The sequence below is a fragment of the Streptomyces malaysiense genome, assembly GCF_000980885.2.
In the GTDB taxonomy this organism is placed as follows: domain Bacteria; phylum Actinomycetota; class Actinomycetes; order Streptomycetales; family Streptomycetaceae; genus Streptomyces; species Streptomyces malaysiense.
The window spans coordinates 42666-56231 of the sequence record NZ_LBDA02000001.1 but is presented as its reverse complement, the minus strand read 5'-3'; the positions used below and the strand labels follow the sequence as shown (position 1 = coordinate 56231).

Genomic DNA, 13566 nt, shown 5'->3' with positions numbered 1-13566 from the left:
CGTTCGATACTTGCGGCTGCGAAGGTTAATAGAGTCAATTAAAGGACCCGCGTACGGTACGGCAGGAGGAAAAAGTGATCACCTATTCGCAGTTCGAGGACGCCCATCCGAACAACGAACGCAGACTGCCTTCCGGGCCTTCGGCGCGGGACGCTTCCCCGACGCGTCCGGTCTGCGCGTTCCTGGGCCCCCTGGAGGTGCGCGCCGACGGTCGTACGCACACCGTCGGCGGCAACCGGCAACGCACCCTGCTGGCGGCGCTGCTGGTGAGCCCCGGCCGGCCGCTGGCCGCCGAGCAGCTGTACACCGAGCTGTGGGGGGAGAACCCCCCGCCCACCTTCGAGAACTCACTCCAGGCCCACGTGTACCGGTTACGGCGGACCCTGCAGCAACTGGCCGGGCCGGACGGCCGGGCGCCCGAACTGCTCACGCGCTCGTCGGGCTACGTCCTGGAGCTGGGAGACGAGGAGACCGACGCCGCGGCCTTCCGGCGGCTCGCCGGCCAGGCCCGCGCCTGCGCCCGGCACACCCCCGACCAGGCCCTTCGCCTGCTCGACGAGGCGCTCGCGCTGTGGCGCGGCGCACCCTTCCAGGACGTCGCCCAGGGGCCCATGTCGCAGAGCGTGGCGCTGGCCCTGGAGGAGGAGCAGCTGTGCGCGGTCGAGGACAAGCTCTGGCTGGGGATACAGCTGGCGGACCCGGTGCACAGCATCAGTGAGCTGAAGCGCATGCGCACCATCCACCCCTGGCGGGAGCGGCTGACCGAGATGCTGATGCTGGCCCTGTACCGGACCGGGCGGCAGGCCGAGGCGGTGGAGACGTACAACAGCACGCGGCACCGGCTGGCGAGCGAGCTGGGCATGGAGCCCTCGCTCAAGCTGCGCCAGCGGCTCCAGCAGATCCTCAACCAGGCGCCCTCGCTGGACGCCGCCGTGCCGGCCTAGCCGCGGAGCGGCCGACCGACAGCGACGACGAGGCTGCGGCAGTACGCCCGGAAACCGCCGGGGGCGTACCGCCGCAGCCTCGTTCCGCGTTTCCGCCCCGGGCCCCTCCCGACGGAGTCGGTGCCGCGTCAGCCCCGCGTCAGCGCGGCGCGCCAGACTATTCCTCGCGCATACCCCGCGAAGAAATCGACAGGAGAACGAAGAGAGCGCTGTCAAAGCAGTTTCGGGCGCTTTTCTCCCTGATGTCGACAAGGGTTTATTTCTCGCATCCTTTCCTGTTGCAATCAGCGACTGAAAATCCTTATACGGGTCTGTCGAGATATCTTCACCATGAGAGAACAACGGTTGTCCGCCATCACTCCATCAGTGGTTCTTCAGCGGTCGATCAGCAGCCCTGTCCAGGGTGGACCGCGAAGAGGTACTACGAAGGGGATGACTATGGACGAGGACTTCGAGATCGTCATCATCGGCGCCGGGATGTCGGGCCTCGGCATGGCCGCCCGCCTCAAGGAGGCCGGCCGGCACACGTTCACGGTGCTGGAGAAGGCCGCCTCGATCGGCGGGACCTGGCGCGACAACACGTACCCCGGAGCGGCCTGCGACGTGCAGTCCCACCTGTACTGGTACTCCTTCGGCGAGCAGCCCGACTGGAGCCGTACCTACGCCGGGCAGCCGGAGATCCTGCACAACCTCGAACGGTTCGCCGAGAGCCAGGGGCTGACGGAGCACATCCGCTGCGGCACCGAGGTCACCCAGGCCACCTGGTCGGACGAGGACGGCCGCTGGCTGCTGCGCACCGCGCGCGGCGAGCGGCTGCGGGCCCGGGTGCTGATCACCGCCTGGGGGCAGCTGAACCTGCCGGCCTGGGCGGACATCGAGGGCGCGGAGCGCTTCACGGGGACCCAGGTGCACACGGCGCGCTGGCCCGGGGACCTCGATCTGTCGGGCAAGCGGGTCGCCTGCATCGGCAGCGCGGCCAGCGCCGTCCAGCTGGTGCCCGCCATCGCCGAGGACACCGAGCGGCTGACGGTGTTCCAGCGGTCCGCCAACTACCTGCTGCCGCGCCAGGACCAGGCGCTGAGCGACGACGAGCGCGCCGGGCTGCTCGCCGAACCGCACCGCTACGACGAACTGCGCGAGGGTCTCTACCGTGAGCGCGACGGCTGGGCCGTCGGCCTGCGCGACGACGGCAACCCGGTGCGGGGCGAGTTCCTGCGGGTGGCCGAGGACCATCTGGCCGGACAGGTCGCCGACGAGGGACTGCGCGAACGGCTCACCCCCGACTACGCGTTCGGCTGCAAACGGGTGCTGATCAGCGACGACTACTACCCGGCGGTCTCCCGTGACGACGTCGAGCTGGTCTGCGAGCCCATCACGCGGATCGAGCCGGAGGGCGTCAGGACCGCGGACGGACGGCTGCACGACGTCGATGTGATCGTGCACGCCACCGGCTTCCAGCCGCTGGACCGCACCGGCGGGGCGGAGATCGTCGGCCGGAACCTGCTGACGCTGCGCGAGGCGTGGAAGAACGGCCCCGAGGCCTATCTCGGGGTGTCCGTCAGCGGCTTCCCCAACATGTTCATGCTCTACGGCCCGAACACCAACCTGGGCCATCACTCGGTCCTGTTCATGGTGGAGTGCCAGATCGACTACGTCCTCAAGGCGCTCGGCTCCCTCGACGGCGACCGGGACCGCACCCTGGACGTCGCCCCCGAGGTGCAGCGCCGGTACAACGAGGAGCTCCAGCGGGACCTCGCGGGCACGGCCTTCGCCGCCGGCTGCGCGAGCTGGTACAAGACGGGCGACGGCCGCGTGGTCAACAACTGGCCCGCCGGCATCGAGGCGTACCGGGAGCGCACCGCCGTCTTCGAGCCGCGGGACTACACCCGCTAGGCGGATCCCGACCCGTTCCCGGCCGGGCCGGTCAGGGCTCCGGGCGGCACCGCGGCAGCGTCCCGTTCGGTGTTCCCGAGCGGCGGCAACGCCCCGGTGCCGCACGGAAGTTCATGGTCACCGCGGCCCGGCCGGTCTCGCCGCCTCGGGCGACGCCCCCTCGCTCCGTACCCGGGAAGGAAAGAGACCATGGCCTACGACATCGATCCCGAGCTCGCGACCGCGCTGGCCGGCCTGCCCAAGGCCCCGAACGGCGCGCTGCTGGACCTTTCCGACATCCCGGCGTGCCGCGAGCGGGTGGCGGCCGCCGAGGAACTGCTCCCCGCGCCCGCCCCGGACCCGCGCGTCACGACCGAGACGCTGCGCCTTCCGCGCGCCGACGGGACCACGCTCGACGTGCTGCTGTTCCACCCCGGCGGCGCCGACCCCGCCCGGCCGGCCCTGGTCTGTTTCCACGCCGGCGGCCAGGTCCTCGGCAGCGCCCACGACCGCGCGGTTCGGGCGTACGGCGCGGACCTGGCCCTGCGGCTCGACGTCGTACTGGCCGCGGTGGACTACCGGCTGGCGCCGCGGACCCCGGCGCCGGGCGCGGCCGAGGACGGCCACCTGGCGTACACGTATCTCACCGGGCACGCGGCCGAGCACGGGCTCGACCCGGACCGGATCGGGCTCGCGGGCGCGAGCGGCGGCGGGGCGGTCGCCACGGCCGCCGCGCTCATGGTCCGCGACCGCGGTGAACGCCCTCCGCGGCTGCTGTCGCTGCACTACCCGATGCTCGACGACCGCAACGAGACCCGCTCCAGCCACGAGATCACCGACCTCGGCGTCTGGGACCGCCGGGAGAACCTGTACGCCTGGGCCGCGGTGCTGGGTGAGCGCGTGGGCGCGCCCGACGTGCACCCGTACTCCGCACCCGGCCGCGCCACCGATCTCGCCGGTCTGCCGGACACCTTCATCGCCGTCGGCCAGTTCGACCTCTTCCGCGACGAGGACATCGACTTCGCGCGGCGGTTGATCGCCGCCGGTGTCCCGGTCGACCTGCACGTCTACGCGCACGCGTACCACTCGTGGGACGTGTTCGCGCCGCGGTCGGCCCTCGCCAGGACCCTTGAGCGGACCTGGCACGAATACCTGCGCCGCCACCTGCACGGCTGACCCCCGCCGGACGACACCGCGCGGACGCCCCGCGGGCGGGGCGTCCGCTCACGCCGTCCACACCCGCACCGCGTCGCCGCCGGTCTCCACGAACTGCCCGGCGCCCGGATGGTGGTGCGCGGGGAGGAAGCCCGGCACCACTCCGACAAGCCGTCCGGTGGCGGGATCCCACGCGGACAGGCCCGCGGTACCGGCGTCACCGCCGCTGGACAGGTGGGTACCGTCACTGAAGAAGTGCCCCGCCGGGCCGTACGACCTCCTCGTCGTCGCCGAGCCCGGCGACGGCGACCCTGGTCGAGTCGATCCATGTCATGGGCCGGTCCCAGTAGTACTCCCGGCCGCACAGCCCGACCCCGCTCGGGCCTTCCTCCGACTCCCGCACCGCGCCCCGCAGCCATGCGGTCAGATCCCGTACGGTGGGGATCCCGACGGGATGCCACACCCAGCGCCTCCCCGTGCCGGCCGTAGTCGTCGACCACCGCGGCGAACGTCCCGTCGGCGGACGCGTGCGGGCGCCGACGGCACCGGCGACCGGCCCAGGATCCGGCTCCGTCGCGAGGGTGGTGGCCGCCACCGGCTCATGGACCGCGGCCGCCACGTCCCAGCGGCCGGTCGTCCCGTCCGCCCCCGGCACCAGCCACACGGGCCGCCCGGCATCGCTCACCGGCGCCAGACCGGCGGTCTCCCCCACACCCCCCGGCACCGCGATCTCCCGGCCCCCTCCGTCGCCGCCGATCACCGCTGTCCCTCCCCCGAGCCGGACGGGCAGCCTATCCGCGCCGGTCGGCCGGCCCGCGCCCCGGGCTCCGCGCCCACGGCGCCGGTCCGCCCCCCGGTCCCGGGGCGGGCCGGCGTCGTGGGCGATGCGCGGTCGATCAGCCCCGCGCGGCGGCGAGTTCGTCGCGTACCGCCCGGCGCAGGACCTTCCCGCTGGGGTTGCGGGGCAGGGCGTCGGTGAAGTCGTACGACGTGGGCATCTTGAAGTCCGCCAGCCGGCCGCGCAGGAAGAGGTGCAGATCCCTGGCCCCCGCCTGCCTGCCGGGCTCCAGGACCACCCGGGCGTGCACGGACTCGCCCCAGCGCTCGTGCGGCAGGCCCACCACGGCGGCGCCGGACACCGCGGGGTGCCGCCCGAGGGCGTCCTCGATCTCCTTCGGGTAGACGTTCTCGCCCGCCACGATGATCATGTCGTTGACCCGGTCGCGGACGTAGAGGTAGCCGTCCTCGTCGAGGTGGCCGGCGTCCCCCATGTGCACCCAGCCGTCCACCACGGTCCGCTCGGTGGCCTCGGGGAGCCGCCAGTAGCCGAGCATCCGGGCGGGGGTGCGCACACAGACCTCGCCGACCTCTCCGGCGGGCAGTGCCCGGCCCTCGGGGTCCTCGACGCGCACCTCGATCCCCGGGTAGGGGCGGCCCGCCGCGCGCAGCCGCGCACTGCCGGGGACGTGGTCGGCGGGCGGCAGGCAGACGGCGAAGTTGCCGGTCTCACTGCTGCCGTAGATCTGGAGGAAGTCGCAGTCCATGAGGTCGATCGCCCGGCTCAGCAGGTCCTCGCCGATCGGCGAGCCGCCGTAGACGATCTTGCGCAGCGAGCCGAGGGCACCCCGGGCGGCGGCCGGTTCGAGGAGCATCAGCTCCAGCATGGCGGGCGCCACGATGCCGGTGGTGACCTTCTCCTCCTCGATCACGCGCACCGCGTCGGAGCTGATGAAGGCGGGCAGCGACACCACCGTGACACCGGCGTTGAACGCCTGCATCGCGTAGGACAGACCGCCGATGTGGAAGCCGGGCAGGCCGATCAGGCTGCGGTCGCCGGGCCTCCAGTCGAGCCAGTCGAGGCCGTTGTCGTCCATCGCCTCGGCGACGTTGAAGAAGCTGCGGTGCGGCAGGACGACCCCCTTGGGCAGCCCGCTGGTGCCGCTGGTGTAGATCTGCACGACGGGGCTCTCCGCGTCGTCCGGCACGTCCCGGCCGCCGGACCTCCGCGGGCCGGCACCCGCGGCCACCGCGTCCTTGCGGGCGGCCAGGGACTCGGCGCCGGGCGTGTCGGCGTCCAGGCAGACCAGGGTCCGCAGCGTGGGCAGCCCCTCGCGCACCTCGGCGGCCACCGGCAGGTGCTCCTCGTCCACCAGCAGCACCTGGGTGGTGGAGTCCCGCAGGATGTGGTCCACCTCCTGCGGGGTCAGCCGCCAGTTGACGGGGACCAGGACCGCGCCGGTGCGGGCACAGGCGAAGGCAAGCTCCCAGTACTCGACGGCCTCCTTGCCGAGGTAGCCCACCCGGGCGCCGGGTACCACACCGGCCGCGCGCAGCACCTCGGCCGTGCGCGCGCTCTCCCGGTCCAGCTCCCGGTAGGTGAGCGCCCGTCCGGCGCAGACGACGGCCGGCTGCTCGGGCCGGAGCGCGGCCTGGCGGGAGATCACTTCCCCCAGGGTCCGCGATCGCGTGGATGTGGTCATCGGTGTGCTCCCGTTCCCGCCTCGTGCGCCGGTGCCTCGGCACCGGACAGCAGTTCTTCGATGTGTGCGCTGAGCAGGTCCACGCCGGGGCGGTCGAAGGTGACCGACGCGGGCAGCGTGATCCGGAAGGCCGCCTCCAGCGAGTTGCGGATCTCCACCGCGTTGAGCGAGTCCATGCCGAGGGCGGCCAGTTCGGCGTCGGGTTCGATGTCGTCGGCCGACTCGAAGCGCAGGACGTCCGCGAGCCGGGCCCGCACGATGGCGTTGATCCCGGCCGAACGCGCGGCCCCCGAGGTGTCGGCCAGGGCGTCGACGCCGGTGGGCGCCCCGTCCGCGGCGGCGCCGGAGACCAGTTCGGCGAAGAGCGCGCTCGGCGCCCTGCGGGCCACGAAGCGGTTCCAGTCGCAGCGGCCCATCAGGACCTGGGCGCGCCCGGCGTCCAGCAGCGCGGGCAGCGCGTCGGTGGCCTCGTCCTCCTCGAGGAGCGTGATGCCCTGTCCCTCCCAGCTGCGCACCAGTGAGGAGCTGAGCTGCCGGCCGGGCTCCCGGGGCGCCCACGGTCCCCAGTTGACGGCGGTGGCGGGCAGGCCGGCACCGGCGCGCTGGGCCATCAGATGGTCGAGGAAGGCGGCGCCCGCGCCGGCACCGGTCTGCGTGGCGGCGCCGAACAGGGCGCCGGCCGTGGAGCAGCCGAGGAAGAAGTCCAGTTCGGGCAGGTCGGCGGTGGCCTCGTGCAGCAGCCAGGCGCCGTAGACCTTCGCCTGGAACACGGCGTCCAGGCTCTCCCAGGTCTGCTGGGCGAGCGGCAGGTCCCGTGCGGCTTCCTGGGCGGCGTGGACGACTCCGCCCACCGGGGGTGCGCCGGCGGCGAGTTCGGTCAGGACACGGGTCACGTCCGGCGCGGAGCCGAGGTCGCAGGCGTGGACCCGCACCGTGACGCCGTCGCCGAGGGCCGGGGCGGGGCCGCCGGTGCGGCTCAGCAGGGCCAGGTGGCGGGCGCCGAGGGCGACGAGGCGGCGGGCGACGGCGCGTCCGACCATGCCCGTCGCGCCGGCCACCACATAGGTGCGGTCGGGGCGGACGGTGCGGGGGCGGGAGTCCTCGGGGACGGGGCAGGCCGCGCGCAGCCGTCGTACCCAGCGCCCGCCGTCGCGGTGGACGATCTCCAGTTCGCTCTCCCCGGCGGCCGACCACTCCCCCACCAGGCCGGCGGCGGCCCGGCCGCCGGGCGCCAGGTCCAGCAGGGTCACCCGGTAGCCGGGGAACTCCGCGCCCAGGGCACGGCCGAAGCCCCACAGGGTGGCCGCGGCCGCCGGTTCGGCGCTCTTGTCGCCGGGCAGGTGCTGTGCGCCCCCGGTGACCAGCCACAGCCGCTGTCCCCGGCCGAAGCCCGAGCGGGCCAGCGTGTCCAGCACGCCCAGCAGATCGCGGTAGTTGGCCTCGGACTCGGCGCGCAGTCGCGCCACTCCGTCCTCCTCGCCGGTGTGGGCGCGCCAGAGCCAGCACACATCGGTGGGCGGTTCGCCCTCCAGCGCCCCGGCGAGGGCCGCGTGACCGGGTACGACATCGAGGGTGACGCCCGCCGCGGCGGCCGCCGCGGCCAGCCCGCCCGGCAGCCGGTCCGTGTCCCCGGCGACGAGGACGCGGCGTCCCTCGCGGCGGGTGTCCGGCAGGGTCCGGGGCACCCAGTGCTGCTCGTAGAACAGGCCGCCGTTCGCGCCCCGCGGGTCCTCGCCGGTCCGCTCCGCCTGCCAGGCGGCCTCGGCGGCCCGGCGCTGCGCGGTGGGCAGCCAGTACCGCTTGCCGTCGAAGGGGTACGACGGCACGGGGACGCGGCGCAGCGGGGCGCCCTCGTGATATCCGGCCCAGGAGACGGGCACGCCCGCCTCGTAGGCCTTGGCCAGGGACCGGCGGATCATGTCCCCGTCGCGGTCGTCGCGGAAGGTGCTGCTCAACCAGACGTGGTCACCCTCGCCCGCCGTGGTCCTGGCCAGCGCGGTGAGCGCGCCGGAGGGGCCGAGCTCGACGAAGACGTGCCGGCCGCGCTGGTCCACCGCCTGGACCCCGGCCTCGAACTGCACCGGTTCGAGCAGGTGGCCGATCCAGTACTCGGGGTCCGCCATCTGCCGTCCGCGGGCCACGCGTCCGGTCACGTTGGACACCAGGGCCATGCCGGGGGTGCGGAACTCGACACCGGCGAGGACCTCGCGGAACGCGTCGGCGATCTCGGCCATCAGCGGTGAGTGGTAGGGCACGGCGCCCTTCAACGGGGTGAATTTCACGCCGCGTTCGGCCAGCCGCCGGCCCGCGTCGGTGAGCGCGTCGTGGCCGCCGGTGAGCAGGCACTGGCCGGGACCGTTGACGGCGCCGATCGTCAGGTCCGGGTAATCCTCGACGAGCGGGGCGATCTCGGCCGCGGGCGCGCCGACCGCGGCCATGCCGCCCTTGCTGCGCAGCGCCTCGCTCAGCCGGCCGCGGGCGGCCACCAGGCGGGCGCCGTCCTCCAGCGAGAACAGTCCGGCCACCGCGGCGGCGGCGAACTCGCCCAGGCTGTGGCCCATCAGTACCGAGGGGCGCACGCCCCAGGACAGCCAGAGCCGGGCCATCGCGTATTCGAGACTGAACAACGCGGGCTGGAGGTAACGGGGTTCGTGGATGCGCTCGGGTGCCTCGCACTCGCCGCGGATCAACTCGCCGAGGGGCAGGCCGAGCAGTGGGGTGAGGACGGCGTCGCACTCGTCCAGCGCGGCGCGGAAGACCGGGTACTGGTGGTAGAGCGCGGCGCCCATGCCGGGGTACTGGGTGCCGGTGCCGGAGAAGAGGAACGCGACCTTCGGGGCGCTCGCCGAGCCGCCGCCGCGGGCACCGCCCGCCGCCAGGGACTCGGCTCGCCGGCCGAGGGCCCGTACGGCGTCGGTCCGGTCGCCCACCACCTCGGCGATCCGGTGACGGAAGTGCGCGCGCCCGGTGTTGGAGGTGCGGCAGAGGTCCGCGAGCGGGGTGTCGGGGTGGCGGTCCAGGTGGTCGAGGTAGCGCTCGGCGAGGCGGCGCAGCGAGGCGCGGCTCTTGGCGGACAGGGTGAGGACGGCGCTCGGGCGCGCCGGGGCGTCCGCTTCCCCGGCGGGTGCGGCCGGTGCCTCTTCCAGGACGACGGAGGCGATCGTGCCGGTCACACCGAAGCCGTTGACCATCGCGCGTCCGGGGCCGGTGCCGGGCCAGGGGCGGCACTCGGCCGGCACGGTGACGGGGGCGTCGTCCCAGGCGATGCGCCGGGAGGGGGTGACGAGGTTCAGGTGCGGGAAGACCGTCCGCTCCCGCAGCTGGAGCACCGCCTTGATGAGCGAGCCGGCACCGGCCGCGCCTTCCATGTGCCCGATGTTGGTCTTCAACGAGCCCACCACCATGGGCCGTTCCTTGGTGTGCGACTCGGCGAACACATCGCTGATCGCGTCCATCTCGGTGGGGTCGCCGAGCGCGGTGCCCGTGCCGTGCGCCTCGACGTAGTGGATGTCGCCGGGGGCGAGCCGGCACCGGGCCAGTGCGGAGCGCATGACCTGTTCCTGGGCCGCGCCGTTGGGGGCCACCAGGCCGGCGCTCTCGCCGTCCTGGCCGACCGCGGAGCCCCGGATCACGGCGTGCACGGTGTCGCCGTCCCGCAGCGCGTCGGACAGCCGCTTGAGGACCAGCACCCCGCAGCCCTCGGCGCGGGCGTAGCCGTCGGCCCGCTCGTCGAAGGTCTTGCACTGCCCGTCGGCGGAGAGCACGCCGCCCAGCTTCAGGATGGTGTGGTTCTGCGCGTTGTGGATGACGTTGACGCCCCCGCTCAGCGCGATCCCGCACTCGCCGCCGCGCAGGGCCTGCACGGCGAGGTGGGTGGCCGTCAGCGACGAGGAGCAGGTGGTGTCGACGGTCATGCACGGACCGCGCAGCCCGAGGAAGAAGGACATCCGGCCCGAGACGGCGCTGTGGCTCAGTCCGGGGGCGAGGTAGCCGTCGAGGTCGGCGGGGGCGAGGTCGGTGGACTCGAAGATGTAGTCGAGGGTGGTGACGCCCATGAACACGCCGGTGTCGCCGTGCCGCAGCGAGGTGGGGTCGATGCCCGCGTGCTCCAGTGCCTCCCAGGCAGTCTGGAGGGCCAGCCGCTGCTGGGGGTCGATGTAGGGCGCCTCCTTGGGGGAGATCGAGAAGAAGGCGGCGTCGAAGCGGTCGACGTCACGCACGAAGCCGCCGCGCGGCCGGCCCTCCTGTTCCTCGCCCTCGTCCTCGCCCGGGGCCATCTGACGGCGCTCCCCGGCCGGCAGCGGCCCGATGCCCGAGCGGCCCTCGCGCAGGAACTCGGCGAATGTGTCGACGTCGTCGTTCCCGCCCGGAATACGCAGCCCCATGCCTACGATGGCGATGGGTTCATATTTCTCGCGCTCCAGGGCGGCGAGTGCTTCCGCGTTGGCGGCGAGCGCGTCCTCCTTGCGTCGCAGTTCCGCGCGTACGGCGGCCAGTTCGGCCGCCGCAGGACTCGATGTTTCCGACATTTATTCCCTCCGGTCAGGAAAAAGATCACGCACAAAGATGGTCGATCAACTGACCGGCGGTCGGATGGCCGAAAAGGGCGGCCGTCGAAATCTCGCGCCCCAGCTTCCGCTCCAGGGAAAGCTTCACCTCGCTCAGCCGCAGCGAGGTGAGCCCTAGGTCGAAGAAGCCCACGTCCAGGGCGAACTCCTCTCGGTCGGTCATGAAAAGGGCGCTCTTGAACTCCTCCACCACCAGGTCCTCGATGAGTTCCCGGCGCTCGTGCTCCGGCAGGTGATTGAGCTCCTCCACGGCGGGAAAATCATGCGACATCCACGTCACCGCCTCTCTACGAATCGACTGCTTCAGGACAACCGAACCAGCTGTTCCTGATAGTGAACTGATAGCCGACTGATGACGGTTCGACTTTCGTCATCACCGTCGCGCACCCCCTCCGAAAACGGCGTTTCCCCGGTTTACCGCCACCTCATCGGTGCTATGTTTCCGGGCATGGAAGAAAACGAATTCGATCTGATCGGTGAATTAGACAGGACACTGAAGACGCTCGGCCTGTCGCGTGACGACGCGGTCAGCGAACTCGTCGTGCGCGGACACGATCCGCTGGTGCCGTCGACCATCCGGCTGGGCTCGGCCATGGGCATAGCCCTGCTGTCCGCGGCCGTGGGCGCGGCACAGATCTGGCAGGGTGCGACGGGCCGCGCACAGCGCCTCGGGCTGGACCTCGGGCAGGCCATGCACCAGCTCACCCCCTATCTCGGCGGCGGCAACACGCTGAACGGCTACGGCTCCAACATGGGCAGCGTGCTCGGGCTCGACGGCGGGCTCGCTCCGGCGCTGTGGGACCTGTACCGGACCGCGGACGACCGCTGGGCCATTCCGATCGCCTGCTATCCGAGCACCCGCGACGCCTTCCTCGACATGCTCGGCGCGGCGCACACCCGGGAGCACATCGGTGCCGCCGTCGCCCGGCGGGTCTCCTGGGACCTGGAGGAGGAGGCGGCCGTCCGGGGCGTGCCCCTCGCCGTCGTCCGCAGCCGGGAGGAGTTCCTCGCACACCCGCAGGGCCGGGCCGTGCTGGACGAGCCCCTCGTGGCCGTCGAGCGGGTGGGCGACGCCCCGCCGCGTCCGCTGCCGGCCGGCGCCCAGCCGCTGTCCCGTCTGCGCTCCCTCCAGTTCACCCATGTCTTCGCCGGCACCGCGGCCGGCCGGGTCCTCGCCGAGCAGGGCGCCGACGTGCTGCACGTGTGCGAGCCGAACGCCTTCGACCACGATCTGTGCTGGAACGAGACCGGTGTCGGCCTGCGCTCGGCCCGGCTCGCCCTGGACTCCGGCGGCGAGGGCCGGCGCGTCTTCGAGGAACTGCTGCGCACCGCCGACGTGTTCGTGCACAACCACCGGGCCGGCAAGATGTCCCGGCTCGGGCTGAGCCCCGAGGAGTGCGCCGAGATCTCGCCCGGGGTCATCCACGTCTCCGTGCGCGCCTACGGCCACAGCGGCCCCTGGCAGGACCGGGGCGGCTTCGACCAGCACGCCCAGGCCCTGACCGGCGTCAACTGGAGCGAACGGCGGGACGGACGACCGCAGTTGCCGCCCGGCCGCATGCTCAACGACTACCTGGCCGCCTACCTCGTCGCCGCCGGCGTGATGAGCGCGGTCCTGCGCCGCGCCCACGAGGGCGGCAGCTACCGGGTCCGGGTCTCCCTCGCCGGTGTGTCCAACTGGGCCTGGCAGCTCGGCACGTTCACGCAGGAGCAGGCGGAACGACTGCTGCCCGCCTCTCCGTTGCCCCCGCCCGAGCGCCTCGTCCGAACCACCCCGCTCGGCGAACTCTCCCTGGTGGCACCGCCGGTGACCCTGAGCGCGACCCCGCCGGCCTGGCGCGGCCCGCTGCTGGTCCCGCGCGGCTCGTCACAGCCGCGCTGGCTCGACGACCAGGGTTCCTGACCCCACCCCACACGTTCCCCGGCCCCTCGCACCGACCCCTCCCGAGGAGAGACACCATGTCCCGCATCCCCTGCCTCGACACCGAGGCGCTGCCCGAAGCCCTGCGCTCGCTCAGCCAGGGGCGCATCATCAACGTGTACCGGACGCTCGGCCACGCGCCGCGGTCGGTCACGCAGATCGCCCGGCTGGGCGCCTCGCTCTTCGCCGACGCCAGCCTGGACGCGATCGACCGCGAGCTTCTCATCCTCACCTACGGCACCGTGTTCGAGGCCGAGTACGAGTGGGCGCAGCACGTGCCCATCTCCCGGGCCGTGGGTGTCACGGACGAGCAGCGCACCGCCCTGCGCGCCAAGCGATACGACGCCGACGTCTTCACCCCGGCCCAGCGGGCGCTCGTCACCTTCGCCGCCGCCGCGGCCGCCGCGCCCGTCGTGGACGACGCCCGTTACGCGGCCGTCAGCGCCCACTACACCGAGGAGCAGATCGTCGAGACCCTCGTCCTCGCGGGCTTCTACTACCTCCTGGCCCGCGTCTGCACCGTCCTGGACGTCGGGATAGACGCGGCGGATAGCGACGAGCTGGTACGGATGGCGCAGAGCATGCACGGCGACTGAACGTCCGGGCGCCCGCCCCGGCGCCTCGCG

At 73.0% G+C, this 13566-nt stretch carries 9 protein-coding genes; 5 read left to right on the top strand and 4 right to left on the bottom strand.

The features are described from left to right. Positions 1-74: 74 nt before the first annotated feature. The 3 genes from VT52_RS00255 to VT52_RS00245 all read left to right on the top strand — a co-directional run bounded on the left by VT52_RS00255 (position 75) and on the right by VT52_RS00245 (position 3992). Positions 75-944, top strand: a complete 870-nt coding sequence (locus tag VT52_RS00255; RefSeq protein WP_240509611.1) for an AfsR/SARP family transcriptional regulator — start codon at positions 75-77, stop codon at positions 942-944. 432 nt (positions 945-1376) lie between these two features. Continuing rightward, positions 1377-2837, top strand: coding sequence for a flavin-containing monooxygenase (locus tag VT52_RS00250; protein ID WP_206306401.1), 1461 nt, complete (start codon positions 1377-1379; stop codon positions 2835-2837). A 189-nt stretch (positions 2838-3026) separates the two neighbouring features. Further along, positions 3027-3992, top strand: coding sequence for an alpha/beta hydrolase fold domain-containing protein (locus tag VT52_RS00245; protein WP_053055682.1), 966 nt, complete (start codon positions 3027-3029; stop codon positions 3990-3992). A 223-nt stretch (positions 3993-4215) separates the two neighbouring features. Here VT52_RS00245 and VT52_RS36630 read toward each other — a convergent pair whose 3' ends face one another. From VT52_RS36630 to VT52_RS00225, 4 genes are all read right to left on the bottom strand, one after another. Next, entirely contained in the window at positions 4216-4731 is a 516-nt protein-coding gene (locus VT52_RS36630) for a hypothetical protein (RefSeq protein ID WP_046426635.1), read from the bottom strand. A gap of 136 nt (positions 4732-4867) precedes the next feature. Further along, positions 4868-6451, bottom strand: coding sequence for a long-chain-fatty-acid--CoA ligase (locus VT52_RS00235; protein ID WP_046426637.1), 1584 nt, complete (start codon positions 6449-6451; stop codon positions 4868-4870). Then, positions 6448-10980, bottom strand: coding sequence for a type I polyketide synthase (locus VT52_RS00230; protein WP_046426639.1), 4533 nt, complete (start codon positions 10978-10980; stop codon positions 6448-6450). Before VT52_RS00230 ends, VT52_RS00235 begins: the two co-directional genes overlap by 4 nt. A gap of 25 nt (positions 10981-11005) precedes the next feature. Beyond that, entirely contained in the window at positions 11006-11269 is a 264-nt protein-coding gene (locus tag VT52_RS00225; RefSeq protein WP_240509610.1) for an acyl carrier protein, read from the bottom strand. Between the two features lie 198 nt (positions 11270-11467). Between VT52_RS00225 and VT52_RS00220 the strand changes: the two genes are divergently transcribed. After that, on the top strand, positions 11468-12922 hold the full coding sequence (locus VT52_RS00220; RefSeq protein WP_046426641.1) for a CoA transferase: 1455 nt from the start codon (positions 11468-11470) through the stop codon (positions 12920-12922). Positions 12923-12978: 56 nt separating this feature from the next. Further along, a complete protein-coding gene (locus VT52_RS00215; RefSeq protein WP_046426642.1) occupies positions 12979-13536 on the top strand; it encodes a carboxymuconolactone decarboxylase family protein in 558 nt (185 codons plus the stop codon). The last annotated feature ends 30 nt before the right edge of the window (positions 13537-13566 follow it).

What these genes read in the sequence shown, in the direction of transcription:
- VT52_RS00250 (WP_206306401.1), top strand. Translation starts at nt 1,377, where the DNA reads ATGACTATGGACGAGGACTTCGAGATCGTCATCATCGGCGCCGGGATG.
- VT52_RS00245 (WP_053055682.1), top strand. Translation starts at nt 3,027, where the DNA reads ATGGCCTACGACATCGATCCCGAGCTCGCGACCGCGCTGGCCGGCCTG.
- VT52_RS00235 (WP_046426637.1), bottom strand. Translation starts at nt 6,451, where the DNA reads ATGACCACATCCACGCGATCGCGGACCCTGGGGGAAGTGATCTCCCGC.
- VT52_RS00230 (WP_046426639.1), bottom strand. Translation starts at nt 10,980, where the DNA reads ATGTCGGAAACATCGAGTCCTGCGGCGGCCGAACTGGCCGCCGTACGC.
- VT52_RS00220 (WP_046426641.1), top strand. Translation starts at nt 11,468, where the DNA reads ATGGAAGAAAACGAATTCGATCTGATCGGTGAATTAGACAGGACACTG.
- VT52_RS00215 (WP_046426642.1), top strand. Translation starts at nt 12,979, where the DNA reads ATGTCCCGCATCCCCTGCCTCGACACCGAGGCGCTGCCCGAAGCCCTG.